At 68.9% G+C, this 24,165-nt stretch carries 25 protein-coding genes and 1 tRNA gene; 17 read left to right on the forward strand and 9 right to left on the reverse strand.

Features of this window, described 5'->3' with window-relative positions:
- Window positions 1-24 precede the first annotated feature (24 nt).
- From AC061S_RS07595 to AC061S_RS07615, 5 genes are all read left to right on the forward strand, one after another.
- Complete coding sequence (locus AC061S_RS07595; protein WP_478685064.1) at window positions 25-1,281, forward strand: GNAT family N-acetyltransferase; 1,257 nt, start codon at window positions 25-27, stop codon at window positions 1,279-1,281.
- Between the two features lie 38 nt (window positions 1,282-1,319).
- A complete protein-coding gene (locus tag AC061S_RS07600) occupies window positions 1,320-2,432 on the forward strand; it encodes a GTP-binding protein (protein ID WP_478685065.1) in 1,113 nt (370 codons plus the stop codon).
- Window positions 2,433-2,449: 17 nt separating this feature from the next.
- On the forward strand, window positions 2,450-3,238 hold the full coding sequence (locus AC061S_RS07605) for a methyltransferase domain-containing protein (RefSeq protein ID WP_478685066.1): 789 nt from the start codon (window positions 2,450-2,452) through the stop codon (window positions 3,236-3,238).
- Window positions 3,239-3,347: 109 nt separating this feature from the next.
- A complete protein-coding gene (locus AC061S_RS07610; protein WP_478685067.1) occupies window positions 3,348-3,698 on the forward strand; it encodes an ArsR/SmtB family transcription factor in 351 nt (116 codons plus the stop codon).
- A gap of 60 nt (window positions 3,699-3,758) precedes the next feature.
- Window positions 3,759-5,033, forward strand: a complete 1,275-nt coding sequence (locus AC061S_RS07615) for an ATP-grasp domain-containing protein (protein ID WP_478685068.1) — start codon at window positions 3,759-3,761, stop codon at window positions 5,031-5,033.
- Window positions 5,034-5,101: 68 nt separating this feature from the next.
- Here the strand turns inward: AC061S_RS07615 and AC061S_RS07620 are convergent, their stop codons facing one another.
- Both AC061S_RS07620 and AC061S_RS07625 read right to left on the reverse strand, forming a co-directional pair.
- Entirely contained in the window at window positions 5,102-5,578 is a 477-nt protein-coding gene (locus AC061S_RS07620; RefSeq protein WP_478685113.1) for an N-acetyltransferase family protein, read from the reverse strand.
- A 133-nt stretch (window positions 5,579-5,711) separates the two neighbouring features.
- The gene (locus tag AC061S_RS07625; RefSeq protein ID WP_478685069.1) at window positions 5,712-6,818 is read right to left on the reverse strand and encodes a permease; all 1,107 of its coding nucleotides are present in this window, start codon (window positions 6,816-6,818) and stop codon (window positions 5,712-5,714) included.
- A 344-nt stretch (window positions 6,819-7,162) separates the two neighbouring features.
- Between AC061S_RS07625 and AC061S_RS07630 the strand changes: the two genes are divergently transcribed.
- From AC061S_RS07630 to AC061S_RS07640, 3 genes are all read left to right on the forward strand, one after another.
- Complete coding sequence (locus tag AC061S_RS07630; RefSeq protein ID WP_478685070.1) at window positions 7,163-7,480, forward strand: ArsR/SmtB family transcription factor; 318 nt, start codon at window positions 7,163-7,165, stop codon at window positions 7,478-7,480.
- A gap of 13 nt (window positions 7,481-7,493) precedes the next feature.
- Window positions 7,494-7,859 (forward strand): ArsR/SmtB family transcription factor, encoded by a 366-nt coding sequence (locus AC061S_RS07635; RefSeq protein ID WP_478685071.1) that lies wholly within the window; start codon window positions 7,494-7,496, stop codon window positions 7,857-7,859.
- A 717-nt stretch (window positions 7,860-8,576) separates the two neighbouring features.
- Entirely contained in the window at window positions 8,577-9,521 is a 945-nt protein-coding gene (locus tag AC061S_RS07640; protein WP_478685072.1) for a helix-turn-helix transcriptional regulator, read from the forward strand.
- Between the two features lie 33 nt (window positions 9,522-9,554).
- Here AC061S_RS07640 and AC061S_RS07645 read toward each other — a convergent pair whose 3' ends face one another.
- The 4 genes from AC061S_RS07645 to gntD all read right to left on the reverse strand — a co-directional run bounded on the left by AC061S_RS07645 (window position 9,555) and on the right by gntD (window position 13,738).
- Complete coding sequence (locus AC061S_RS07645; RefSeq protein WP_478685073.1) at window positions 9,555-10,712, reverse strand: PrnB family protein; 1,158 nt, start codon at window positions 10,710-10,712, stop codon at window positions 9,555-9,557.
- Window positions 10,713-10,782: 70 nt separating this feature from the next.
- A complete protein-coding gene (locus tag AC061S_RS07650) occupies window positions 10,783-11,655 on the reverse strand; it encodes an MBL fold metallo-hydrolase (protein ID WP_478685074.1) in 873 nt (290 codons plus the stop codon).
- The gene (locus tag AC061S_RS07655) at window positions 11,652-12,590 is read right to left on the reverse strand and encodes an EamA family transporter (protein ID WP_478685075.1); all 939 of its coding nucleotides are present in this window, start codon (window positions 12,588-12,590) and stop codon (window positions 11,652-11,654) included. The genes AC061S_RS07650 and AC061S_RS07655 overlap by 4 nt, the downstream gene beginning before the upstream one ends.
- Window positions 12,591-12,652: 62 nt before the next feature.
- Window positions 12,653-13,738, reverse strand: coding sequence for a guanitoxin biosynthesis L-enduracididine beta-hydroxylase GntD (gntD, locus tag AC061S_RS07660; RefSeq protein ID WP_478685076.1), 1,086 nt, complete (start codon window positions 13,736-13,738; stop codon window positions 12,653-12,655).
- A gap of 266 nt (window positions 13,739-14,004) precedes the next feature.
- Between gntD and AC061S_RS07665 the strand changes: the two genes are divergently transcribed.
- The 3 genes from AC061S_RS07665 to AC061S_RS07675 all read left to right on the forward strand — a co-directional run bounded on the left by AC061S_RS07665 (window position 14,005) and on the right by AC061S_RS07675 (window position 15,078).
- On the forward strand, window positions 14,005-14,397 hold the full coding sequence (locus AC061S_RS07665; protein WP_478685077.1) for an ACT domain-containing protein: 393 nt from the start codon (window positions 14,005-14,007) through the stop codon (window positions 14,395-14,397).
- Window positions 14,398-14,417: 20 nt separating this feature from the next.
- The gene (locus tag AC061S_RS07670) at window positions 14,418-14,903 is read left to right on the forward strand and encodes a hypothetical protein (RefSeq protein WP_478685078.1); all 486 of its coding nucleotides are present in this window, start codon (window positions 14,418-14,420) and stop codon (window positions 14,901-14,903) included.
- Window positions 14,904-15,005: 102 nt separating this feature from the next.
- Window positions 15,006-15,078: transfer RNA gene (locus AC061S_RS07675), tRNA-Arg, on the forward strand.
- Window positions 15,079-15,123: 45 nt separating this feature from the next.
- On the opposite strand, the gene AC061S_RS07680 is transcribed toward AC061S_RS07675, so the two are convergent.
- Together AC061S_RS07680 and AC061S_RS07685 are read right to left on the reverse strand one after the other, a co-directional pair.
- On the reverse strand, window positions 15,124-16,794 hold the full coding sequence (locus AC061S_RS07680) for a site-specific integrase (protein WP_478685079.1): 1,671 nt from the start codon (window positions 16,792-16,794) through the stop codon (window positions 15,124-15,126).
- Complete coding sequence (locus AC061S_RS07685; protein WP_478685080.1) at window positions 16,791-17,465, reverse strand: helix-turn-helix domain-containing protein; 675 nt, start codon at window positions 17,463-17,465, stop codon at window positions 16,791-16,793. The genes AC061S_RS07680 and AC061S_RS07685 overlap by 4 nt, the downstream gene beginning before the upstream one ends.
- Window positions 17,466-17,574: 109 nt before the next feature.
- Between AC061S_RS07685 and AC061S_RS07690 the strand changes: the two genes are divergently transcribed.
- The 6 genes from AC061S_RS07690 (at window position 17,575) to AC061S_RS07715 (ending at window position 23,668) form a co-directional block, all read left to right on the forward strand.
- The gene (locus tag AC061S_RS07690) at window positions 17,575-17,790 is read left to right on the forward strand and encodes a hypothetical protein (RefSeq protein WP_478685114.1); all 216 of its coding nucleotides are present in this window, start codon (window positions 17,575-17,577) and stop codon (window positions 17,788-17,790) included.
- Between the two features lie 246 nt (window positions 17,791-18,036).
- On the forward strand, window positions 18,037-19,320 hold the full coding sequence (locus AC061S_RS07695; protein WP_478685081.1) for a DUF3631 domain-containing protein: 1,284 nt from the start codon (window positions 18,037-18,039) through the stop codon (window positions 19,318-19,320).
- 177 nt (window positions 19,321-19,497) lie between these two features.
- Entirely contained in the window at window positions 19,498-20,304 is an 807-nt protein-coding gene (locus tag AC061S_RS07700; protein WP_478685082.1) for a DUF2637 domain-containing protein, read from the forward strand.
- 243 nt (window positions 20,305-20,547) lie between these two features.
- Window positions 20,548-21,069 carry a plasmid mobilization relaxosome protein MobC gene (locus tag AC061S_RS07705; protein ID WP_478685083.1) on the forward strand — a complete coding sequence of 174 codons (522 nt, stop codon included), beginning with the start codon at window positions 20,548-20,550 and terminating at the stop codon, window positions 21,067-21,069.
- The gene (locus AC061S_RS07710) at window positions 21,070-22,725 is read left to right on the forward strand and encodes a relaxase/mobilization nuclease domain-containing protein (RefSeq protein ID WP_478685084.1); all 1,656 of its coding nucleotides are present in this window, start codon (window positions 21,070-21,072) and stop codon (window positions 22,723-22,725) included. It begins immediately after the preceding gene.
- 55 nt (window positions 22,726-22,780) lie between these two features.
- Window positions 22,781-23,668 carry a ParB/RepB/Spo0J family partition protein gene (locus AC061S_RS07715; RefSeq protein WP_478685085.1) on the forward strand — a complete coding sequence of 296 codons (888 nt, stop codon included), beginning with the start codon at window positions 22,781-22,783 and terminating at the stop codon, window positions 23,666-23,668.
- A 55-nt stretch (window positions 23,669-23,723) separates the two neighbouring features.
- On the opposite strand, the gene AC061S_RS07720 is transcribed toward AC061S_RS07715, so the two are convergent.
- The gene (locus tag AC061S_RS07720; protein ID WP_478685086.1) at window positions 23,724-24,161 is read right to left on the reverse strand and encodes an NUDIX hydrolase; all 438 of its coding nucleotides are present in this window, start codon (window positions 24,159-24,161) and stop codon (window positions 23,724-23,726) included.
- Between the last annotated feature and the right edge of the window lie 4 nt (window positions 24,162-24,165).

Below are 24,165 nucleotides of genomic sequence, written 5' to 3' on the forward strand. Positions count from 1 at the left end.
CCTCAAGAACCGAAGGAACCTGACATGGGTGGATCACCCCGCGTCGTCATCTCCACCGGCCGGCAGTTGCCCGGCCTCGACTGGGCCGGTGAACTCGACAGCCTCACCGACGCCTGGCCGTACCTGGGCCCGACCTTCCTGGGCGCGACCGAGAAGGTCATGCCGGACCTCCAGCCCTGGCACACGATCGCCACCCGAGCCCGCGGCGAACTCGCCCTGCTGCCCGGCTACATCCTCCACACCCCGCCGGTCGTCGACCACGAACCCCGCACCTACCTGGGGTGGCAGGCCCCCTCCGGCGAGGAGGTCTGCTGCGGGGCCGAGACCGACGCCGCGCGCAGCGCCGAGATCGACGCCCTGGGCACCGAGCCGTTCTTCCCCGCCCTCCTCCTGGGATCCCCGCTCGGCTACCGCACCGAGGTCGCGTACAACTTCTGGACGCCGACCTTGATGTCGGCCATCGTCGACAAGCTCGTCCCGGCCGCCTTCGAGGCAGGCATCCGCTGCATCGTCGCTCCCTGGATATCCGACCGGCGAGGCAACGAAGCCCTGGTCGACGCGTTCAACGCGGCCGGCGGCCACAGCGCTTTCTGGGGCTACGAGGATTTCCTGAGCCTCGACGCCACCAGCTGGGAAGGCCACCTGGCCGCTCTGCCCCTGAAGAAGCGGCAGCGCATCAAGGGCGACGTACGCCGTGCCGAAGCCGCAGGCGTCACCATCCGCCGTGTCGACGGCACCGACATCCGCCCTCATGTGGCTCGGATCGCGGAACTGACCTGCCTGAACCGGGAGAAGAACGGAGCGGGCGAGCAGCCGGGCCACATCGCCGGAATCCTCACCGCCCTCATCGACGATGGCGCGGACGTCCGGGCCTACCTGGGCTACAAGGACGACGCTGTCGTCGCCACCTGCGTCACCATCCGTAAGAACCACAGGCTGTTCCTCAAGTGGGCCGGCTTCGACTACGCGGCCGTCGGCGAGCGCAGCGGAATCTACTTCGCCCTCGTTCTCGACGCCCCCGTCCGCGACGCCTATGCCGAAGGCCTGCGCACGGCCGAGTTCGGTGCGGGCGCCCACCAGGCCAAGGCACTGCGCGGCTGCACCCCGCGCTCGGTCACCACCTCGATGATCCTGGCCGACCCGGCACTGCGGCCCCAGGCCGCCACATGGCTGAACGCGTTCGGGCGCAGCCGCCGCACGGCATTCGGAGACGCCGCCACCCCCTCGGCCCTGCCACTGCTCGCAGACACGGCCGCCGGCGGCTGCTGCGCCGACAGCTGAGGCCACCCGACCGTCGACCAGGACACCAAGGAACACACATGATCACGTTCATCCCCCTGACCGGCTTCCTCGGCGCCGGCAAGACCACCACCATGACCGCCGCCGCCCTCGCCCTCCAGGCACAGGGCCGCAAGGTCGCCGTCATCACCAACGACCAGGGCGTCGAGCTCGTCGACACCAAGCTCGTCCGCAGCAAGCTCGACAGCGTCGCGGAGGTCACCGGCGGCTGTTTCTGTTGCAAGTTCGAAGACCTCGTCGAGGCGATCGTCGCCCTCGTCGAGTCCGACAGCGTCGACACCGTCATCGCCGAGGCCGTCGGCAGTTGTACCGACCTGCAGGCCACGGTGGTGCGCCCGCTGCGCCAGTACTACGGCGAGAGCATGGTCGTCGCACCGCTCACCACGGTCGTCGACCCGCTGCGCCACCTCGCCTTCGACAAGGCTGCCCAGCGGGGAGAGCCGGAGTCCGACCTCTCCTACCTCTTCCGCCAGCAGCTCATCGAGGCCGACGTCATCGCGGTGAACAAGCAGGACACGGTCCCCGGCAGCCGCGCCGCCGATCTGCTGGAGCGCCTGCGCACCGACTACCCCAACGCGGCCGTCGTCGGGTACTCCGCGACCCAGGGGCAGGGACTGCCCGCCCTCCTAGAAGCCTGGCAGGACCCGGCGGGCAATGCGGAGGTCCAGCTCGACATCGACTACGACCGCTACGCGGCAGCCGAGGCCCAGCTTGCCTGGATGAACCAGGAACTCGACCTCACCCCCACCGGTGGGCCCTTCGACGCCACCGACTGGGCGCGCGCCGTCCTGGCGGAGCTGTCTGCCTGGGCGCACCAGAACAACGCGGTCATCGGTCACGCGAAGCTCACCGTCGAGCTGGCCGACGGCGACTTCGCCAAACTGAGCCTGACCGAGGCCGGAGCCGAGCCCACGCTGGACCGTGGCGCCACGAGCCCGGCCCAGGCGGCCAGGGCCGTGATCAACGCCCGGGTGGCCTGCGAGCCCGCTGCCCTCGACGCGGCAGTCACCGCGGCCGTGGCCGCCGCGGACGCCGTCACGGACGTGTCCTCCTCCGCCACGGCTCCGGTGTCGTTCAAGCCCTCGTACCCCCGCCCCGTGCACCGCCTCGCCGCCGCCAGCACCAGCGCCTGAACTCCAAGGACCCCACCATGTCGGACACCACCAGCAGTCAGCTCGACACCGAGGTCCGGGACTACTACCGGGCCAAGGCCGCCGAGGCGCAGAACGAGGGAGCTTGCTGCTCCCCCGACCCGAACACCTTCGGCCCCGCCGCCTACGCGGAGATCCGCCCCGGCGCCGCCCCCGACACCGCTCTCCTCGCCAGCCTCGGCTGCGGCAACCCCACCGCCGTCGCCGAGCTGCGCGAAGGCGAGACCGTACTCGACCTCGGCTCCGGCGGCGGTCTGGACGTCATCCTCTCCGCCCGCAGGGTCGGCCCCGACGGGCGGGTCTTCGGGCTCGACTTCCTCGAGGAGATGCTGGCGCTCGCCGCCCGCAACGTCGAGGACGCCGAGATCGACAACGTCGTGTTCCTCAAGGGCACCATCGAGGCCATCCCTCTCCCCGCGAGCACGGTCGATGTCATCATTTCGAACTGCGTGATCAACCTGTCCCTCGACAAGCCCGCGGTGTTCGCCGAGATGGCGCGCGTGCTGACCCCCGGCGGCCGCATCGGCATCAGCGACGTCGTCGCGGAGGACCGCCTCACGCCCGCCGACCGGGCCGAGCGCGGAGGACACAGCCAGTGCATCGCCGGCGCGCTGTCCATCACCGAGTACAAGACGCTGCTGGCCGAGGTCGGACTCCAGGACGCGGAGGTCGTACTCACCCAGGAAGCCGCCGACGGTCTCCACGCGGCGATCATCCGGGCAGTCAAGCCCGTCACCGATGCCGCCACCGACGCCCAGGAGTGCGCGCCCGGCGGCGGATGCTGCTGACCGTTCAACCGTCGGGGCGGCCGGGCCGCGGACGGCCCGCGGGTCATTGCCGTGCTCGAGAAGGTGCGGGTCCGCCCGCCGGCCGGCAGTCTGCCAAAAAGGAAACCGGATGCCCGACGAAGAACTTGAGCGCGAGACAGTCGAGCTGTACACCCGCTGGTTCCAGGCCCTGGCCGAACCGACGCGCATCCTGATCATGCGATACCTCAGCGGACAGGCGGAGCCCATTCCGGTAGGCGCCATCGTCGACCACCTGCAGGTCGGCCAGCCCACCGTCTCGCATCACCTCAAGATCCTGCACCAGGTCCGCTTCGTCACCCGGCGCAGGGCCGGAACCAGCATCCTCTACTCGCTCAACGACTGCTGCGCGACCGAGATCCCCCGTGCCGCAGCCGTGGTGCTGGGTCTGCACGCGGCACCGCCCCACCACGCCGATACCGCCCGAGCGAACGCGCACTGACGCGATGCCGCCCACCCGGGCGGTATCGGCCTTCCCGCTCCGTACCGAATGGACTCTTCCGTGCCTGCGAAGACCACCGACACCGACACCGCGCCCCACCCGGCGGCCGCCAAGCCGGTCCTGCTGCTGATCGGCAGCGGCGACCGACGCTACCGCGAGTACATCGTGGAAGCCGTCTCCAGCCACTTCCGCCTCTGGCTCCTGGACTCCTACGAACCCACCTGGCAGCTGCCGTACGTCGAGGGCACCACCCTCGTCGACACGAAGGATCCGGCAGCCCTGCGTGCCGCAGCCGAACCGGTCATGGACTCGCTCCCGGTGGCCGGCGTGTTCACCTACGACGAATCCCTCGTTCACGCCGCGGCACACCTCGCGCAGGCACTACAACTGCCCGGCAGCGCACCGGAGGCGGTCCTCGCCTGCCGGGACAAGGCCACCACCCGGACCCTGCTCAACGCCGCCGGGGTGCCGCAGCCCGCCAGTCACGCCGTCGCCGGAGTCGAGGACGCTCTCGCGGCTGCCGAGAGCATCGGCTACCCCGTGGTCGTCAAGGCGCGGGGCCTGGCCGGGAGCCTGGGGGTCGTACGGGCCGACGGACCCCAGGACGTGGCAGCCGCCTATGCCGCGGCAAGCTCCGCCAACTACCCGGGCGTGCCACGGTACGAAGCGGACGTCCTGGTCGAGGAGTTCCTCACGGGGCCGGAGATCAGCATCGATGCGGTCGTCGTCGCGGGTGTGTGCACCCCGATGGTCCTCGCACGCAAGCAGGTCGGCATGGATCCGTACTTCGAGGAGACCGGGCACACGGTCGACGCAGGCGATCCGCTGCTGCACGACCCGGAGCTCCTCACCCAGCTCGACCGCATCCACAAGGCCCTCGGATTCGACCACGGATCCACCCACACGGAGTTCAAGCTCACCCCCTCCGGACCTCGTCTGGTGGAGATCAACGCGCGACTCGGCGGTGACTTCATCCCGTACCTGGGCGCCCTTGCAACGGGTACCGACCCCTCTGTCGCCGCGGCCCACGTTGCTGCGGGCTTGGTGCCGCACACCGCTGCGCGGCACCACAAGACGGCTGCCATCCGGTTCCTCTACCCGGCCGCCGACTGTGAGGCCGTCGAGGTCGTGGTGCGGCGGGACCGGCTCGGACGTACCGTCCACAAGGCCGTGGCCACGGCGGAAGCCGGTACCCGGCTCGCATTGCCGCCCAAGGCCTACCTGAACCGCTACGGGTACGTCATCGCGGTGGGCGACGACGGCGACGAGGTCCGCGCCGACCTCGCCGAGCCCGAGGCCCTCATCGAACTTGTCACGCGCCCTCTCGACGCCTGACGAGGCATGTGAGGAGGCCCCTCCCCCGACGGAAGGCCGTCGATGGAGGGGCCTCTTCACATCCGGCCTCACCCGATGACGGGGCTGCGGCGCTCCAGCAGGACGACATCGCGCCAGAGGCCGTGGTGCCGTGCCACCCGCTCGCGCCTCCCGATGACCCGGAAGCCGCAGGCCAGGTGGAGGGCCATGCTGGCGTCGTTCTCGGGAAAGACACCGGACTGGACGGTCCAGATCCCGGCGGCCTCCGTGGAACCGATCAACGCGTGCAGCAGCTGCCGACCGACTCCGGCCCCCCGGGCATCCGGGGACACATAGACGGAGTGCTCGACCACGCCGGCGTAGGCGGGCCTGCCGGAGACGGTCGAAACAGCCGTCCAGCCCAGCACGCGGCCGCTCTGCGGCGCGAGCGCGACGAACCTGTGGCCGGTCATCCTGCCCGCATCGAAGGACGCCCAGTCCGGGGCACGGGTCTCGAAGGTCGCGTTCCCTTCGTCCATGCCGGCTTGGTAGATCGACAACACCTCAGGGGCATGCACCGACGACATGGGCGCGAGTCGGGTGCCGGCGCCCATGGGCGGTTGGTTCGTCATCGTGGTCCCCCTCGTGGTTCGGGTAAGGATCCGGCCCCCGCGACGGGGGAGACGCGGGAGCCGGGAACAGGGAGACAGCCCGGGGCTGTCACAGCAGCGGGATCGAGACCACTCCGATCGCGATGCTCCCCAGCATGCCGATGGCCAAGTAGAGCCCGAAGACCTTGTTGTTGACGACGCTGCGCACGGCGACCATCGCCGGAATCGTCGTCACGGCCCCGCCCAGGAGGAAGGTCACACCGGCGGCAGCCAGCATGCCCTGGTCGAGGAGTCCCTCGACGACCGGAATCGCGCCGACACCGTTGAGGTAGAGCGGCACGCTGATCGCACCGGCGACGAGGACGGACAGCACACCGTCGACGCCCAGGATCTCCGAGACGAAGTCCGTGGGCAGGTAGCGCACGATGAGGGCTTCCAGAACGATGGCCAGCAGGAGCCACTTGCCCAGCACACGGGAGTCGCCCCAGATCTCCTTGAGCAGGTCGACCAGCTTGAGCTGCTTCAGATCACGCTTGACCATGACCTTCCACGGGGTGCTGTCGTCCTCGAAGGGGTTGTCAGTGGCCGGTGTCTGTGCCGCGCCGGAGCAAGCACTCGGGCCGGCCGTCTCGGCACCCTCTTCCCGGGCGGGTTCGCCCGACCCCGCGCCGACCTTCACAACCGACGGGGCCGCAGCCTTTGCCGTCGAGCAGGCCGGCTGCTCGGCCTCAGCCGCGGTGGCACACGAGGACGCCTCCACCGTGCTCCGCGCAGCCGCCCGGAGAGGGTTCGCGAAACCTCCCCGCCGCTCGATGGCCAGGACGATGAGGCCCGCGCCGAAGCTGAGCACCAGGGCGCCTACGAGTCGCGCCGTGGCGATGGGGAGGCCCAGCTGGGACGCGGAGAGCGCGTAGATCTCAGGATCCATGGACGGCGAGGCGATCCAGAACGACATCACTGCGGACAGCGGTACGCCGGCCACGAGGAACCGGCGGATCAAAGGGATCACCGTGAAGGAGCAGAAGGGGCTGAACGCTCCGATGGCCGTGACGATCGCGATGCCCAGGACACCCCTGTGCTTGAAGTTCCGCCGGGCCAGGACGTCGATCGACAATCGCTGCACCGCGATGCCCAGCACGATGGCGAGAAGGAACCAGGGAAGGTAGTGAAGGATCTCGCTCAATATGAACAGGCCGAGCGCCCGCGCTTCGTTCACGGTGGACCTCTCTGGAGGGCAGATGCCGCTGCGGCCGCCACGTGAAACCCGGCCGCTGTGGAATGGATACGCCAGGGCAGCGGGCCGTGGCAGGTCACCGCATCCCCCATTAATCGATAATCGATGATAGACGATGAATCTTGGTCCAGGCAATGCCTCGGGGTTCGTACATGCGGCGCACTGCCCATCCGGTGAGCGGCCTGCTCGGCGAGTCGTCCGCCGATCGGCCCCTCGCGGCAAGCGTGACCGAGCGAGGCAGGCACGCGGGACCGCGCGGCCTGGCGAAGGTGACCCTTGCCTGCCTGTGGAACATCGAATATGGTCGATGAACCATGACGGGTACGATGAACGCACAGCTGATCGACCGCGCGACGGCGGAGTCCTACGCCACGTGGTTCAAAGCACTGTCCGACCCCACGCGCGTGCAGATCCTCAATCTGCTGGCCCTCGCACCGGGCTCCATGAGCGTCGGGGAGATCGTGGAGCGGATGGGCGTTGGGCAGTCCACGGTGTCGCACCACCTCAAACTGCTTGCCGACGTGCGCTTCGTGCTGCGCGAGCGGCAGGGTACATCGGCGTTCTACTCGATCAACGTCTCCTGCGTGGCCTGTTTCCCCAGCGCGGCGGACGCCGTGATGGGCCGCCCCGCCTCCACCGCCTGACCGGCGCGGGAACATGCCCGAGGCGAATCCACCGACGTCGGCAGCGCCGGCGTGCTGCCCGCCCATCACTGACGCCGCGCTGTCCGAGCAGGCGGCGGAAACCATGGCCGCCCTGTTCAAAGCGCTGTCGGACCCCGTGCGGCTTCGACTCCTCTCTCGCGTGATGTCCCATCCGAACGGTGAGGCCTGCGTCTGCGACATCGCGGACGTCGGTGTTTCCCAGCCCACCGTGAGTCACCACCTGCGGAAGCTTCGCGAGGCGGGCCTGCTCACCTCGGAGCGGCGCGGCACTTGGGTTTTCTATCGGCCGACGCCCGAAGTTCTGTCCTCCTTGGGCGCATTCCTCGGAGAGTCGGACCTCTCCTTGTCGGGCCCGTAAATCCCTTTCGCCCCATCGCCCGGTTCGGCAACGATTAATTCATCGCCGCGGTCACCACCGGGCAGAGATCACTCTTCCGTGCACCCTCGTCCACAGATAGAATCTTGGAGCGATGGAGAGACCTAGCAAACTCCCATTGCGATGGCCCAGCGTTGTGCCACCCCGTGCGCCGCAGAATATCCAGCGCACGGTCGAGTGTTCAACACGATGACCGGGCATCCACGACATTCCACGCCGGTCACCTTTAACCTGCGGAAGGAATATCTCATGCCTCTCTTGACCCTGTTCTCCCTGATCTGGGGCTGACTGCCGCACTCCCTCTGGCCCTGCGGGAGCAGCATGCCCCGCAGGGCGGAACGAGGTTCGAGCCGCCCTCCTCTGCAATCCAAGAGCCGCCGACAAAAGCGGACACATTGCAACTACGGCAGCCAACCCGCAGGGATTAACCGACGCGAAAATTAACCATTCCGACGAAATGTACCCGCTGATCGCTGGACCTCAGCGGCACATTCGCGTGCCCTTTTACTTTCATGCGACCACCCCCTGGACAGACGTAGCTAGGCTTCTTGCGCCGTGCTTGAATTATCGGCTCAACGGCCTTAAGAGGTCATCACGGGGGGCGCAGCGATGCCGCATGTAAGTCAGGATCACGCCGAAGTACTGTATTCCCGAATTCTGAAGGACCCTCTGTGGTGTCCCGACCGGGTGTGCGCCGAGATGTCCTGGTCCCGGGAGGAACTCGACGGAGCTGTGGCGCGGCTGGCGGAGCTCAGCCTGCTGGTCGAATCAGGCACCCTCCCCAGCGGATGGTCCGTGCTGACCCCCGATTCGGCGGTCCACACGCTCCTCGGTCAGGCGATGCGGAACTCGCTGGCCGTCCTGCACGACGTTGCCGGCACACACCGTGCGGTCGACACCCTCGTCAACACGTTCCGCCCGATCCACTGCAGGGACGTCTCCGAGGCACAGATCGAAGTCCTCGTCGGCGAAGCGGAGGTCACGGCCGCGCTGGAGGATGCCGCACATCACGCGCGCTACCGCGTCCTGTCCATGCACCCGGGCAAGGCGCTTCCCCAGGAGATGCTGGAGAACGGCCTCGACCGGGATGCCGCAGTGCTGGCGCGGGGCACGGAGATCCGGACCCTCCACATGGCGTCCACCGCCGCCGTGCCCCGTGTCGCCGACTATCTGCGCAGATTGACCGAGGTCGGCGGTCAGGTACGCACCGCGCAGCAGCTGCCCATGAGGCTGATCATCATCGATCACACCCTTGCCTTCGTCGCCTTTCCCCAGTCCCTCCACCAGTCCTATGACACGGTCTCGGCGGTCCGCGTGCGGGGCGAGGTCCTGGTCGGGATCTTCGAGGACATCTTCGATCACTGCTGGGGCAGCGGAGCCCTGTTGACCCCGGTGACGGCGGGCACTGGGCGCGGCACCGAACCTCATGAGTCCACCTCGATGGCGGTCGAGCTCACCGCGCGTCAGCGTGAGGTGCTGCAGATGCTTGCCGCCGGGTTGACCGACGACGCGATCAGCCGCAAGTTGGGGGTCTCCGAGCGCACCGTCGGCCGTCAGGTCGCCGACCTGATCAGCAAGCTCGGCGCCGAAAGCCGCTTCCAGGCGGGGTTCAGCGCCGCCCGGCTGGGCTGGTTGGAGCTGTGAGGCGGGCTCCCGCAGCTGCCGGCGCGCCCGGCTTCAGCGGATGACGTGGTCGAGCACATTGTCCAGATGGCGGCGCAGGTAGCGCATGAAGGGTGTGCCACCCGTGCCCACCTCGTTGGAGTTCGACTCGTCGCGTCGCGCCTGCTGCTGCACGTACCGCGCGGCGTAGTCCAAGTGCAGTTTCCGGAACGCGTGCATGGACTCGATGCACTCGTTGTACGCGGCCACGGCCTGCGCGGGCCGCTCTCGGAGCAGCAGTCCGCGCAGGTCGGCCCTCGGGCCGACCTCCTCGATGAAGGCACGGTGGGGAAGCGGCAGGTAGTCGCGCAGCGAGTGCATGTAGTCCGCCAGTGGATCGGACTCGTCGCTGATCCCGAAGACCACATCGAAGAAGGGCACGATCGCACTCTGCGCGCCGGTCTCACCGCTGAACTGCTGCGGTCGCCCACCGAACGCGGCCACGCCTTCGTACAGGATTCCCTCCGGGAAGGCGGGGTTGTTCTTCCAGCCGAAGAGGAAGCGCCGCACCCGGTGGTAGTAGACGTACGGATCGCAGCGTTCGGGCATTCTGGCGAGCACCGACTCCATGGCCGCGAGACTCGAGGCCACCCGCCGCAGGGCCGCGGTCAGCGCCTCGGCATCACCGTTCAGCACGGCGTCCTGGGCCTCTACGGCCGCGAGGAGGCCGGGTGCCGCGGCGGCCTCGATCGCGATGTGCACCAGGACGAACCAGTCGTCGTCCATCCCGCCCAGAAAGTCCTGCAGCCTGACGATGTTGCCGAGTTCGACGGGCCGGTCGCCGTCCAGCCGCCGCCAGTTGTGCAGTTGCTGCGTCGCATACGACAGGATCGGCGGGCGGCCCAGCCGGTCGGCCACCGCAGCCCAGGGGACGGCGATGTTCGCGGGCACCGACTGTGCGGGAGGTTCGGTGTCGTTGATCCACGCGTGGCCGAAGTACGACAGCAGCAGCAGGGCCCGCTCGAGCTCAGCCGCCGTCTGCAACCCGCTCACGTCGAGGGGAGCGACTTCCTTCAGCAGAGTCCGCCCACGGCCGCTCACCAGGTGCTTCGGAAGCTGGGCCGCGATGTCGTCCCATTGCGCGAAGGGCTCCGGAAGCCGGACCAAGGGGTCGGCTGCGGGCAGGAAGCCGTGCACCGGGTCAACGTCGTACTTCTCCAGCGAAATGTTCATCGACATACCTTCTGAGCTGAGAGCTTCCCGCGAGCGAAGCCTTGATCTGTGACGGGTTGGTGCGGCGGTATCAGGCAGAGCTGTCAGCCGCGGCCGACGCGGCGAGCCGGTCGAGTTCCGCGTATCCGCGGGCTACCGCATGGCGGGTACGGTGCTCCGGTATGGGCCAGGTGCCGGCTGAAGGCGCATCGGCCTGGGAGACTCCGGCGCTGTGCAGCGTTCGGATCTCCTCGGCGACCGACGCGATGAACTCGCGCTGCTCCCGCACGAACGCCGCGTCAACGGGTGCGCCGTGGCCCGGAATGACGACGGTGCCGGCCTGGATGAACGCGGCGGCATCGATGGTCGCCTGCCACTCGAAGGGATAGGAGTCCGGCCCCCAGATCGGCGCCCCTGCCTCCTCTATGAGATCCCCCGCCACCACGACGTCGGCGTCCGGAACCACGACCCAGAGGTCGCCGGCCGTGTGGGCACGCCCGGTCCACCTCAGCTCGATGACGCGGTCACCGAGGTCGATCACCGAGGTCTCCTTGACGAGCTCGGTGGGCCGTGCGATCTGCAGCCGGTCGATCTTCGCCTGCCAGTCCGGTCCGCGGTCGGTGAAGGTGTCGAGGAAGAACGCCACTGCGGGGTCGTCCGGCGTCAAAGCCGCGGGTACGGACTCGTGCGCCCAGATCTGAGCCGCCGGAACGTGATGTGGAGCGACGAAGGCGACATTGCCCCAGGTGTGATCCAGGTGGGAGTGGGTGTTCACCACCCAGCGGACGGGCACCGAAGCGAACTCGGCGATGTCCGTCTTGATCTCCTGGGCCTCCTCCAGTGAGCACCGCGTGTCCACCACGGCGACGCCCTCCGAACCGACGACGGCTGTCACCGTCACATCGCAGGGCTCGTACCGGCGCTGGAACACGCCCGCGCCGACCTCGGTCCACTTCGTGCTCATCGCATCTCCTCGTTCATGTTCGGCTGTTGGGCCCGGCCGGTCCGGTCCGCCCAGGTGGCGGCCGCGCTCGCCACAACGACACAGGCCAGACCGGCTAGTTGATAAGGGCCCAGGGACTGGCTCAGCAGGACCAGACCGACCAGCGCAGCCACGGCCGGCTCCAGGCTGGTGAGGATCCCGAACGTCCGTACCGGCATGCGCCGAAGAGCGGTCATCTCCATCGCGAACGCACCCATGGGCGACAGCAGCGCGACCCCCGCCACCGCAGCCAGCAGCAAGACCGGCTCAGGGCTGTCCAGCAGCCCGGTCATGCCTTGCTGGAAACCGACCGGGGTCACCATGAGCGCGGCGACGGCCATGGAGACCGCGAGGCCCTGATAGCCCTCGAAGACCTCGCCGACGACGCGCGTGCACACGATGTAGGCAGCCCAGCAGGCCGCCGCCCCGAACGCCAGGGCCAGACCGGCGTAGTCGAGGGCTCCGGCGGAACCGGCCGAGCCGAAGAAGCAGATCAGGACCACGCCCATGCCGGCAAGGAGCGCGCAGATCCAGTGCGCGAGGCGGCGTGAAGCAAGGACTGCCACGGACAGGGGTCCCAGGAATTCTATGGTCGCCGCAATACCAAGAGGAATGCGTGCGATAGCTGCGGAAAACAGCAGGGTCATGCCGGCCGAAACGACCCCGAGCAATACGACAGCGCCCCATTGCCGCGCCGTTTTCCCGAAGAGGACCGGCCGGACGAATACGAAGAGCAGGAGCGCGGCGATCAACAGCCTGAGCCAGGCCGTGCCGGCCACACCCAGGTGCGCGAAGAGCTTCTCGGAGCAGGCGACACCGGTCTGCAGAATAATGATTCCGCCCACGGCGAGGAACGCCCCGGATGTGGGGTATGCCGCGATATCGGGTCGCCGTGCGGAAGTTTCGAGCTGAGTCATGACACCTTCCGTGGGGGTGGTCCCCCCGGCGGATCGCTCCACCAGGGGGACCGGGCAGTACGTCAGACCAGTGCGCGGCCGTGGTCGCCGTACCGGCGCCCTGCCGCGCGGCGGAGGTCCGCCATGACGTTGATGCGGCGGATCCATCGGTCGGTGCCGTCGTACCGCGCGGTGAACGGCTTCCGGCCGTGGACGGCGCGCTTGTTGTCGACGATCAGCATCTCGCCCGGGGACAGGGCCACGTCGCGCAGGTTCTTGTCGATTCCGGAGATGATCTCCTCGAGAGCCGCTGCGGCCTCGGGGTCCAGGTCGCGCGGCATGAACGCCGGGTCGATGCAGATGTGCGGGGCCTCGGGGTTGCCGGAGAGGACCGCGGTACGGCGCGGGGCCTCGTTCATCCGCGCGATCTGCTCGAAGGCGCGCTCGGTCCAGTCGCTCTCCTCCAGCCCCGTGGTCTCGGCGTTGAACTGCGCCGTGTGGGACTCGTCGGGGAGGATGACGAACCTCTCCTCGAACAGCACCTCGCGGGCCTTCGGGGAGAGCTCGATGTCCTGGATCGGGGCGAAGGTGGTCGGCACCTTGTCGTGGTTCCGCAGCCCGAGCAGCATGATCCAGTCAGCGCGCAGGGGGTGGAAGGCATCCTCGTTGTGCCATTCCAGGTTGACCGTCGAGCTCGACCCCAGCTGCTGGTCCTCATGCCCCTGGATCGGGAAGAGGTCGAGGACCATCTTGCCGCGCTGCTGCGTCAGGTAAGAGACGGGGTCGCCCATCAGCGAGCCGAGCAGCAGCAGCAGGGCACCCGCCCGCGCGGCCTCGCGGCTCGCCGGCTCGTCGGTGTAGGCCACCGGTGTCGGGCCCGCGGCCGCTTCGTCGATCGGCAGATTGGAGACGATCAGGCCGCCGTACGGACGTCCCGTCAGCCGGAAGCTGGTCAGGTTCGCGCGGAGCGACGCGGGCACCTCGTGGGCAAGCAGGGCAAGGCGGTTGAGCTGCCGCTCCAGGGGGAGATCCGGACTGAGGTCGAGGATTTCATCCGCCATCTCCTTGAGCTGCGAACTCTCGGACTTCGTGAGCTCCAGATACGGAACTCCATCAGCTGCCCTGACCGGCAACGCTTCGGCAGTGGGCAACTCAACGGCGAGTGACACCGGAAAACTCCTCTTCGGCAAACGCTATATGGATGGGCCCGGCCAGTGACGATTGCTCTCGAAAGAGCACATTGGCACTGGCCGCCCGGAGGATTCTTTCCGGCCGAAGTCGTAGCGTCCATCGGTTGCGGGCGTCTGGAACCAGTCAGGTCCGGAACCTGACACGCGGTGTACGCATCCGAGACATCCGCCGTGTGCTCGGATTGATCCGTGTGCGGCACACCGGGTGACCGCAACCGCATATTGCTATGCACCTTGAGGGTTGAATGAATGAGTCGCTCCAAAAACTGCGTGCCCTTCCGGGGCACTTCGTCGTAGAACGTGCCGAACACCTCGACTCCGTGGACGCCGAATCCTGGCTGGCCCTGGTGCGGGCACCCGAAGGGCTCACGGTGATCCGTCAGGCCGCCTCTCACGACAGCGGGGAGCCTTGGGTGGCCCTGTACGGCGGTGACGATCCGCACGGTCTGGACGTCCCCGGCGTCCTGGCGCGCCTGCTCGCCCCGCTCGCGGTGGCCGGCATCCCGGTGTTCGTCGCCTCGACCTACAACGCGGACGTCGTTCTCGTACCGCGGCTGAGGCTGAGTGACGCCGCGGAGGCCCTGCGAGGGCACTGCGAGCTGCTGATCGGCACCGACTGGCGAAAGGCCCCCCACTGAACGACGACGAGGCCATCGCGGTGCGCCGTGCTGCCGAGTACGTCGAGCGCCCTACCCGGCACGCCGCCGCGGCAGCTCTGGCCCTGGCGGGCGGATTCAGCGGAGAGATCGGGCACATCCGCCCCGCCGACCTCGACTTCACCGGGCACCGGGTATGGATGCACGGCTCGACGAAGACCCTGCCTCGGTGGTGCCCTCTGGACGACTGGGGCATGCGCGTCCTGACCGCCCGAACCCAGCACTTGGAGAACACCTCCGCAGCCGAGTCCGGCCCCCTGGCCGTCTCCGCCCAGGCCGGCTCCCAGCTCGACCGCTCCCTCTGGAACCGCCGCATGATCGCCTTCGGCGCCGACGCCCAGAGCCTGGTCGTCCTCGGCTTCCTCCTCGCCCAGAACGCCACCAGCGCGGCCCGCCACCGGGAAGACCCCACCTACGCCGACGCGGACGCCGAGCGCAGAAGGCCTCACCGGGTCCCCGAAGAACTGAGCCGCGGAGCCCCCCACTGATCCGCTACCCTGTCCCTGGGCTGCCCTTGAGGCAGCCCAGGACCTTGCCGAGGCGAGCCGGACTCTCACGCAGAGTGTTCAGCCACGCTTCACGCAAGGCCCGCCTTCGTAGCTCAGGGGATAGAGCACCGCTCTCCTAAAGCGGGTGTCGCAGGTTCGAATCCTGCCGAGGGCACAGTTTGCAAGCTGCTGACCTGGGGTTTCTCCCCAGGGAAGCACTTTATTCGGCCCCGGACTCCTCGTCCGGGGCCGTTTGCGTGAGCGGTGCGTGAGCGGACGTGCGGATGACCTCCGGGATTCCCGCCGATGGATCGGCACGATCCGGCACGTGCGCTGCACCTTCTTCTGCTGGCTCGGCAGCCTTGGAAGCCTTGGTGGGGGCCTCCTGGTCGGCCGCCCGAGCGCGCGGTACGAGCCGGGCTGCGGCCTCGGCGATCGCGAGGTCGGCCTCGGGGAGCAGGCTCGTGTAGGTGTCCGCCGTGATGGTGATCGAGGAGTGGCCGAGCATCTCCTGGATGTCCTTCAGGTCGGCCCCCGCCGCGTGAGCCAGCGTCGCGGCGCCGTGGCGCAGATCGTGGAGGCGGACCGGAGGGAGCCCGATCTCCTCGTACAGCTCGATGAAGCGCCGCGTGACGTTCGCGGGGTGGAGGAGCTCCCCGTTCTCGCGGGTGAAGACGCGGCCCGTCTCCACCCAGGCGCTCTCCCACTTGGCACGGTCCTTGTCCTGCTGGACCCGGTGGCGCCGCAGGGCGTGGACGGTGTCGGAGTCGAGCGCGATGGTGCGGGCGCCGGCGTCGGTTTTCGGGTCGTCCTCGTACACCTCCCAGCCGTTGACGACGAGTTGCTTGGCGACCGTGATGAGTCCGGCGTCCAGGTGGGTGTCCGTCCATCGCTGGCCGCACGCCTCACCGCGCCGCAGCCCGCGGAAGGCGATCAGGTGGAACAGCGCGTACAGGCGGTCCTCGGCGATGTGGTCGAGGAAGAGGCCGGTGTGTTCCGGCGTCCAGACCATCACCGGCGAAGGCTTCTCGCCAGTCCGCTTCCAGTGGAGGATGCGTTCGTCGGTCCAGACGAGCGCCTTCGGCCGCTTGCCCGCCTCCAGGTCGACGTGCGCGGCCGGGTTGAAGGTGATGAGCTGCTGGGCGATCGCGGCGTTCAGCGCGGCCCGCAGCGTCGAGCGGACGCGCTGGCGCGTGGACGGCCCCACGATGCGCCGGTAGGGATCCATCTCGTCGATGGCAGCCTTCATCGCCTTGCGCCGGGTGCGGTGGTCGCGCCCCTTCCAGGGGATCAGGGCGAGGTCTTCGACCGCCTTCCGACGTGTGGCGTTCCCCTCGGCGATCTCGACGTTCGCCTCGGCGATCGCGTCGAACATCTCCGTCAGGTGGATGACGCGGAGCCGGTCCAGCCGCAGGTGCCCGATGCGCGGCTTGAGGTGCACGCGGATGTTGCTCTCGTCGCGGCTGATGGCGCTCGGCCGCCCCTTCTTGCCGGAGAGCCACATGTCCAGCCACTCGCCGACGGTCAGCCGGCTGGTCAGGTCCAGCCCGTGGCTCAGGCGCCGCCGGGTTGCTTCGATGTCGGGGAGCGGAGCTTTCTCTTCGGCGACCAGCTCCAGCATGTCCGCGAGCTGGGCCAGGTTTTCGACGTCGTCGGTCTCGGCCAGGCCCAGGAGGGCGCGTATGTGGTCGAGGTCGGCCTGGGCGGCCTTGAGGGTCTCGTAGCCGGCGCGGCTGAAGGAACGGCGGGTGCCGTCCTCGCGGGGCGGGAGCTCCTGGCGGACGGAGTACGAGCCGTGCTTGCGGGTGGCGAGCTTGGGGCACGCCTTGCCCAGTGGCTTGCCGGTCTCCACGTCTCGGCAGTAGCAGCGGCGGTGGGTGGAGCCCTTCAATCGGTGTCCCTTTCGTAGCCTTCGGGTGGGTCGATGTCGGTGAGTGAGGACGGCAGGTCGGGCAGGTTGCCACCGCTCGCGTAGAGGTCTTGGCGTTCGCCGCGGAGTACGGCCTTGGCTTGGGCGGCGCGCTCGGCGAAGTCGGCCTGGGCGCGCAGGGCCTGGGCACGCTCGGCGTCGTCGGGTGTCTGGCCGGCGATCTGCCGTTGGCGGCTCTCGCCCCGCATCGCTTCCGAGGCGGCGAGCACCGCCGCCTCATGGGAGAGATGGCCGCGAAGCATGTGGTGCTCGCCCGCGGTGAAGCTGTAGTCCAGGTTGGCGAACCAGCGCATGGCCTCAGCGGGCTTCACCGGGTACGTGAGCGGGAGCTGCTGCACCTCGTTCACGTACCCGACGGGGTAGATCAGGTGAATCGGGTGGGTGTACAGCGCCTTCGCCAGCACCATCACCTCGACCAGCGGCAGGACCGCGCGCCGGCCGGACTCCATGTTGGCGATGACGTTGCGGGGGATCGGGAAGCCGATCGCCTCGCACCGGTCGGCCAGTTCCTGGGCGCTCCACTTCATCTCCTTCCTCCGTCGTCGGACTTCGCGGGCCACGTCGGCCATGACTCGGTCGGCCCATTCGGGTACGTCGTCCTCATCTCCATCATCGAAACGATTTTGTGTCATGGAGACACATTTGCTTCTTCAGACTTAGTAATCAAGGCCTGGAGACGAATGCGAGGACGTGTTCGCCGTGGGCTGTGAGGACAGGAGCGCCCACGTGCGTGATGACGAGATGGCCGGCCAGCCGAAGGGCATGAGCCGGGAGCAGTTGCTTGCCCTTCCGGTGGCCGTTGACCTGGACACGGGCAACCGGGCCCTGGGGCTCGGGCGGAGCAAGGGGTACGAGCTGGCGAAGCGCGGCCAGTACCCGTGCAAGGTCCTGCGGTTCGGCAACGCCTACCGGGTGGTGACCGCCGACCTGTTGAACCTGCTGGGACTAGCCGCATGACGGCGCGACGCCGCGCCGTCGGATTCTGCGCGGAGCTGACACGGAATCGCTGGACTGTGGCGGGGGTCGTACGTACTGTTCGTGTTCCCCCGAGCCAGGCAACTGCCTCCGAGCGAGGGCGGATTGCCTCCGGCGCATCGAGCCCGGCGGGCACCGATACCCCCAACACCACCAGCCGCAGCGCGCGGACCACCCGGTACCCGGGCGCTGCTGCATGCCCCTGGCCACCGAAGAAGGAGCTGCCCCTTGGACCTGACCCCACTCTCCACCGATCCCGAGTCGACCCCCACTGCCTGGCCCGTGACGGCGATACCCGGTCAGCCGGGCGCCCACCTGCAAGATCCCGTACAGGGAGCGGAGGAAGAGCCGCCCTCCATCCCGCAGACCCCGACCCTGCCCGTAGCTGCCCGGGCCCGAATCATCGGCCCCGTGAGCCTGGGCGAGCAGGTCCTCGGTGACCTGCGTGCCGAGATCGAGCGATACGTCATCCTTCCGAGCGCGGAAGCCCTGACCGCCGTGACCCTGTGGGTGGCGGCGACGCATCTGCAGACGGCATGGCAGCACGCACCGCGGCTGGCCGTGGTCGGTCCCGCGAAGCGGTGCGGCAAGTCACGGCTGCTGGACGTGATCACCGAGACCGTCCACGATCCACTGGTCACGGTGAACGCCTCCGCCGCCGCGATCTTCCGGTCGATCACCGCGACGCCACCCACCCTCCTGGTCGACGAGGCCGACACCCTGTTCGGCTCCGCGAAGGTCGCGGAGAAGAACGAGGAGATGCGCGGCCTCCTCAACGCGGGTGCCCAGCGCGGTCGGCCCACCCTGCGGGTCTCCGGGCCCAACCACGAGGTGACGAAGTTCCCCACCTTCGCCATGGCGGCCCTCGCCGGCATCGGCGACCTGCCCGACACGATCATGGACCGGTCAGTCGTGATCCGGATGCGCCGCCGCAGGCCGGGCGAGAGCGTGGCGGCATTCCGCAGCGCACGTGACATCCCCGGGCTGAACGCCGTGCGCGACCGGCTCGCCGCCTGGCTGACCCCGCTCCATTCCGAGGCGACGGGGCTGCAGCCCTCCATGCCGGTCGAGGACCGGGCCGCCGATACGTGGGAGCCGCTGGTCGCCGTCGCCGACCTCGCGGGCGGCCCGTGGCCCGGCCTCGCCCGCACCGCCTGCCGGGCGATGACCAAGCACGAGGCGGATCAAGACCAGGACAACAGCGGCCTCGGCATCCGCCTCCTGGCCGACATCCGCCGCGCCTTCGAAGCCGAGGGCAATCCGCCGGTGATCCGCACCAGCCGCCTCCTCGACATCCTGAACAAGGACGACGAGACGCCCTGGCCGGACTACACCGCCAACGGCCTCACCCCGCGCGGCCTGCAGATCCTGCTGAAGGACTACGGCATCAGCTCGGCCAACCGCCGCTTCCACGGCGACGTCCAGGCCAAGGGCTTCACCCGCCTGCAATTCACCGACGCCTGGGCCCGCTACTGCACCGCGCCCCAGCCGGAGCCAGCCAGCCGCGCCTGACCCGCCACCACCCGTCGCGACCCGTCGCGCCGCAGGTCAGACCGGTTACGAGTCGCAGGCCCGCAACGAGTCGACTCGACATCACCACCCCACCCGTACCTGCCCTGACCAGGCACGCGACGAGTCGCGACGGGTCCACACCCTCCCAGGCGGCGGCCTCGCCCTGCCCTGCCCGCAATGGCTGAGGCCGCCGCCCCCACCCCCTTGGAGCACTCCCGCTTGTCCGCACCCACCATCCCGGCCCCCACCGCGCTCGGGATCACCGCGATCCGCCTGGGCATCACCCTCCTCGGCGTCACCGCCTTCGCCCTCTCGTACGCCGCCCTGCGCCAGATGGCAGTCGCCACCCACATCCCCGGACCGCTCACGTACGCCTTCCCCCTCGTAATCGACGGGTTCATCGCCATCGGCATCGGCGCCCTCCTGCTCCTGCGCACAGCCCCCATGCGGGCCCGCATGTACGTCTGGGCCCTGGTCGGCCTGGCCACAGCAACCAGCATCTGGGCCAACGCCCTGCATGCCATCCGCCTCAACCAGCAGGTCCGCCACGACGGACTCCACCTGGATGACGTGACCGTCGGCGCCCTTTCCGCCATCGCACCCCTCGCCCTGGCCGGCGCCGTCCACTTCTACTTCGTCACCCGCCAGCACCAGACCCAGCAGGAGCCTGCCGTCCCCCTGATGGAACAGGCCGAGGAGCAACCACCAGTGCCGCCGAGCGACAGCGATGGGGCGGCGGAAAGCCCTCCGGTTGCCGAGGCGGATGTCCCCAAGCCACTCGCCAAGCGGAAGGGCCGCCGTCCTGCTGCCAGCGACGAGCAGCTCGTCTCCATAGGACGCACCGTTCCGCGGGGACCCGACGGGCTGATCCCCCGCAAGAGGTTCGAAGCCGCCGTCCGGAAGGAGGGCTACCCCGTCGGCAAGGACCGCCTGGTCGGTGCGATGGACGTACTCCACGCCGAATCCGCCGACACCACTGCCTGACCGGCCCGGCCCCGCGCCCCCGGCCCGTACTGAGCAGCACGGGCCGGGACCAGGTCATGGCCGACCTTTCTTAGCTCCCCGTCACCGTGACCCCGACCAACTCAGGAGATCCCCATGCACGAGCACTCTCACGAACTCCCACCACCAACAGGGCTGATACCGACCAACACAAGCCCAGACCAGGCAGCAAGGTATGGCGTTGGACCGTCCAAGGGCCGGTCCAACGCAGCCTCCGCCCCGGGGGTGGCGGAGGAGCCCCGGCGCGAGAGCGCACCGGAGCAGGGGGAGGTCGGCGTGCCGGTCGGCGTTCCCGCCGTCGTACGCGCCGCTGACGAGGCCGCGCTGTACCGCGTTGCCCGCCGCCGTGCCCGCGAAGGAGTGCAGCGCACCCAGCGCGTCGACGTCCGCTACAGCGTCATCGAGAAGCGGTCGATCCTCACCGAGGCCCGCCGCCTCGGCCTGGCCAGCGCACACCTCGTGGGCGCGATCGTCATGGCCTACCTCCACGGCGGCTTCGAGGTCCCCGGCCAGCGCACCTCCTTCGACGACCTGATCGACGAGCTCGCCGCCCTGCGCGCGGAGATCGCCCCGATCGGCAAGAACGTCAACCAGATCGCCTTCAAACTCAACTCCGGAGGCCGTCCCCATCCTGTGGACAGTGCCGTCCTGGCCCAGGCCGAACGTCTCCTTGCCCTCACCCGTACCGCAGCCGAGGCGATCGACACCGCCTCGTACCAGGCGGCCGTATCTAAGCGGGCGGCCTGATTGATCGCGAAGATCGGCAAGGCCGGCAGCAGGACCCGAGGCGTCCTGAACTACCTCTACGAGCCCGGCCGAGCCAACGAGCACACCGACCCCCACCTCGTGGACTCGTGGGACGGGTTCGCCCCGGATCCCGGACGCGACCCGAACGCCAGCCTCGCCCAACTCACCACCGCCCTCGACCTCCGCGTAGAGCAGGCCGGCGACCGGGCCCCGAAGGCGCACGTGTGGCACTGCTCCGTCCGAGCCGCACCCGAGGACCCGGTCCTCACCGACGAGCAGTGGGCGACGATCGCCCGCCGGATCCTGAACGCCACCGGCATCGCTCCCGCAGGCGACCCCGACGCCTGCCGCTGGGTCGCCGTCCGCCACGCCGAAGACCACATCCACATCGTGGCCACCAAGGTCCGAGGAGACCTCCGCGAGCCCCGGCACTGGAACGACTACCTGAGCGCCGACAAAGAATGCGCCGCGATCGAGAAGGAGTACGGCCTGCGCCAGGTCCTGCGCGGCGACCACACCGCTGCCAAACGCCCGACCCGCGCCGAGAAGGAGAAGGCCCGCCGCACCGGACACGCCACCACCCCGCGCGAACGCCTGCGCACCACCGTCCGTACCGCGGTGGCCGCTGCCACCAACACCGAGGAGTTCTTCACCATCCTCCGCGGCACGGGCGTACTGGTGGACGTCCAGCACTTCCCCTCCGGTGACATCCGTGGCTACAAGGTCGCGCTCCCGGACGACACCAACGCCAAGGACGAACCCGTCTGGTTCTCCGGCTCCACCCTCGCCTCCGACCTCTCCTACCCGAAGATCACCGAACGCCTCGGCCTCACCGCATCCGTCCCCGTAAGCCTGCGCCCAGAGCGGCAGACAGCGTGGCGTCAGGTCACCGAAGCGGCCGGCCGCATCCCAAAGGTGCTCGACCAGGCAGACGAGGCCACGGGCCAGGCGCATATCACCGTGCTCGCCGAAACCCTCGACGCACTCGTCCTGATCGTTCCGGCCGGATACAAGCCGCAGCTCGCCCAAGCAGCCGGCGCTTTCGAGCGGGCCAGCCGCTCCCGGATCCGCGCGCGCCACCAGCAAGCCCAGGCCACACGTCGGGCGATCAAGGCGATCGTGCGTGAACCCGCACCGAAGGACGGAGCCCTGCTAGCGGTCCTCCTCGACGCCGTTCTGCTGGCCGTCGTCGCAGCCCAGCACTGGCACCACATCCGCCACCACGACCAGCAGGCCGAAGCCGCCGACCAGGCAGCCGGATACCTGCGTACCACCCTCGGGGCTGCTGCCGTGGAGCCGCTGCGCGCCCTGTCCCAGCGCGGCCGTCTCCTTCCGGGTCCGGTCCTTCACCGGCAGGCGGCTGCCCTGCACCGTTCACTCTCGGAACACTCCGTGCGAGTGCTGGCCGAGCCCGGCTGGCCCGCACTCGCCACCACCCTCGCCGACGCCGAAGCCGCCGGTCATGACCCTGCCGCCTTGCTCACCGAAGCGGCAGGTCAACGGGACCTGACAACAGCGGCATCCATCAGCGAAGTCCTGGTGTGGCGTCTACGACACCTCGCCGAACTGCCTCTGCAGACCGCCCCAAGGCGGCCGCCGTCCACGCCACCCACGGCTGGCGCAGCCCAACCGACCCAGCAGCGCCGTACGCGCTGAGCCCGACACCCCACCCGACAAGGAGTCCATCCTGAAGACCCACCCCTTCGCCGCCATGTTCCCGATGCTGAACGAGGAGGAGATGCACGACCTCGCCCAGTCCATCAAGAACGAAGGCCTCCTCAAGCCGATCGTCCTCGCGCCCGACGGCGTCCTCCTCGACGGCCGCAACCGCCTCGCCGCCTGCGAGATCGCCGGAGTCGAACCTCACTTCACGACGTACGACGGCAAGGACCCCTTCCACCTGATCTTCAGCGCGAACGTCGTACGCCGGCACATCAGTCAGGGCCAGCGGGCCATGATCCTCGCGATGGCCCGTTCCATTTCGGAACACTCCCTGCGGAGCCACGCGAAGCTCCACGCGATCAGCCTGACCAGGCTCTCCAACGCCACCACCGTCCTCAAGCACGACCCCGAGCTCGCCGAAAAGGTCCGGGTCGGCACCGTCCGCCTCGACGCCGCGTACGAAATGGTCCGCCGGCGGAAGGAACAGATCGCCGCACTCCTTGCCCTGCAGGACCGGCTACGCCAGCACGCTCCTGACCTCGCAGACCAGGTCATCAAGGAAAGCCTCACTCTCCAAGAGGCAACCACCGCACTCGACCGGCGCCTCGAAGAAGAACGGCTCCGCCTGCGCGTCGAAGAGGTAGACGCCCTCCTCCAGGCCGACGGGACCACCACGCCCCAACTCACCCAGCGCGCCGAGCGGGGCGAACTCACCTGGCAGGAGGCCCACCGGCTCGCCGAACAGCACCACTCCCAGCGGCAGAACACCATCCATCGCACCCAGCAGGCCCTCGAACAGATGGCCACGCACTGGGCCGAACTGGAAGAACTCGCAACCCGCCTGAACACCCCCTACGGCCACGAGGTACTCGGCAGTCTCACCCCGACAGCACGCACACTCGCCACCCGCCTGAGCAACAAGGGCCTGACCGCATAGACACCGCCGGGGCCAACGCATTTCAGCGTTGGCCCCGGCGGCATGTAGGTGGGTCCTAGACCACGATCCCAGCCCCGAGTCCGCCGGCGACGATGGCGCCGCGCAGGACGTGGACGATCTCCTCGGGCTTGAGGTCGATACTGTCGAGCCCCTCCACGGTCAGCGGGATCTCTTCAAGTGCGTATTCGCCGCGGCCCTCGGCGCTGAACTCGGGTCCGGTGCGGTCTTCGAAGGACCACGTCGTGATGCGGGCGAGGTAGAAGAGCTGACGCTCCTTGTCGAATTCCATGGTGTGCAGGAGGCGGATGATGTCGGCCTTCCCCGCGATCTCCTCGTGGATCTCGCGGTGGAGGGCAGCTTCCCGGGACTCGTCGCTCTCCTCGACCCCGCCGCCGGGCAGCACCCAGTACTCGGGGACATCCGGCTTGGTGCGGCGGATGACCAGCATCGTGTCGTCCGCGGTGACGAGGACGGCTCGGACTCGTTCGATCATTCGG

Source organism: Streptomyces sp. CA189 (assembly GCF_056428985.1).

Bases quoted from the DNA above. Each gene is read 5' to 3' on its own strand.
- AC061S_RS07595 (WP_478685064.1), top strand. From the start codon at position 25: ATGGGTGGATCACCCCGCGTCGTCATCTCCACCGGCCGGCAGTTGCCC.
- AC061S_RS07600 (WP_478685065.1), top strand. From the start codon at position 1,320: ATGATCACGTTCATCCCCCTGACCGGCTTCCTCGGCGCCGGCAAGACC.
- AC061S_RS07605 (WP_478685066.1), top strand. From the start codon at position 2,450: ATGTCGGACACCACCAGCAGTCAGCTCGACACCGAGGTCCGGGACTAC.
- AC061S_RS07610 (WP_478685067.1), top strand. From the start codon at position 3,348: ATGCCCGACGAAGAACTTGAGCGCGAGACAGTCGAGCTGTACACCCGC.
- AC061S_RS07620 (WP_478685113.1), bottom strand. From the start codon at position 5,578: ATGTCGTCGGTGCATGCCCCTGAGGTGTTGTCGATCTACCAAGCCGGC.
- AC061S_RS07630 (WP_478685070.1), top strand. From the start codon at position 7,163: ATGAACGCACAGCTGATCGACCGCGCGACGGCGGAGTCCTACGCCACG.
- AC061S_RS07635 (WP_478685071.1), top strand. From the start codon at position 7,494: ATGCCCGAGGCGAATCCACCGACGTCGGCAGCGCCGGCGTGCTGCCCG.
- AC061S_RS07640 (WP_478685072.1), top strand. From the start codon at position 8,577: ATGTCCTGGTCCCGGGAGGAACTCGACGGAGCTGTGGCGCGGCTGGCG.
- AC061S_RS07645 (WP_478685073.1), bottom strand. From the start codon at position 10,712: ATGAACATTTCGCTGGAGAAGTACGACGTTGACCCGGTGCACGGCTTC.
- AC061S_RS07650 (WP_478685074.1), bottom strand. From the start codon at position 11,655: ATGAGCACGAAGTGGACCGAGGTCGGCGCGGGCGTGTTCCAGCGCCGG.
- AC061S_RS07655 (WP_478685075.1), bottom strand. From the start codon at position 12,590: ATGACTCAGCTCGAAACTTCCGCACGGCGACCCGATATCGCGGCATAC.
- AC061S_RS07665 (WP_478685077.1), top strand. From the start codon at position 14,005: ATGAATGAGTCGCTCCAAAAACTGCGTGCCCTTCCGGGGCACTTCGTC.
- AC061S_RS07685 (WP_478685080.1), bottom strand. From the start codon at position 17,465: ATGACACAAAATCGTTTCGATGATGGAGATGAGGACGACGTACCCGAA.
- AC061S_RS07690 (WP_478685114.1), top strand. From the start codon at position 17,575: ATGGCCGGCCAGCCGAAGGGCATGAGCCGGGAGCAGTTGCTTGCCCTT.
- AC061S_RS07700 (WP_478685082.1), top strand. From the start codon at position 19,498: ATGGCTGAGGCCGCCGCCCCCACCCCCTTGGAGCACTCCCGCTTGTCC.
- AC061S_RS07715 (WP_478685085.1), top strand. From the start codon at position 22,781: ATGTTCCCGATGCTGAACGAGGAGGAGATGCACGACCTCGCCCAGTCC.
- AC061S_RS07720 (WP_478685086.1), bottom strand. From the start codon at position 24,161: ATGATCGAACGAGTCCGAGCCGTCCTCGTCACCGCGGACGACACGATG.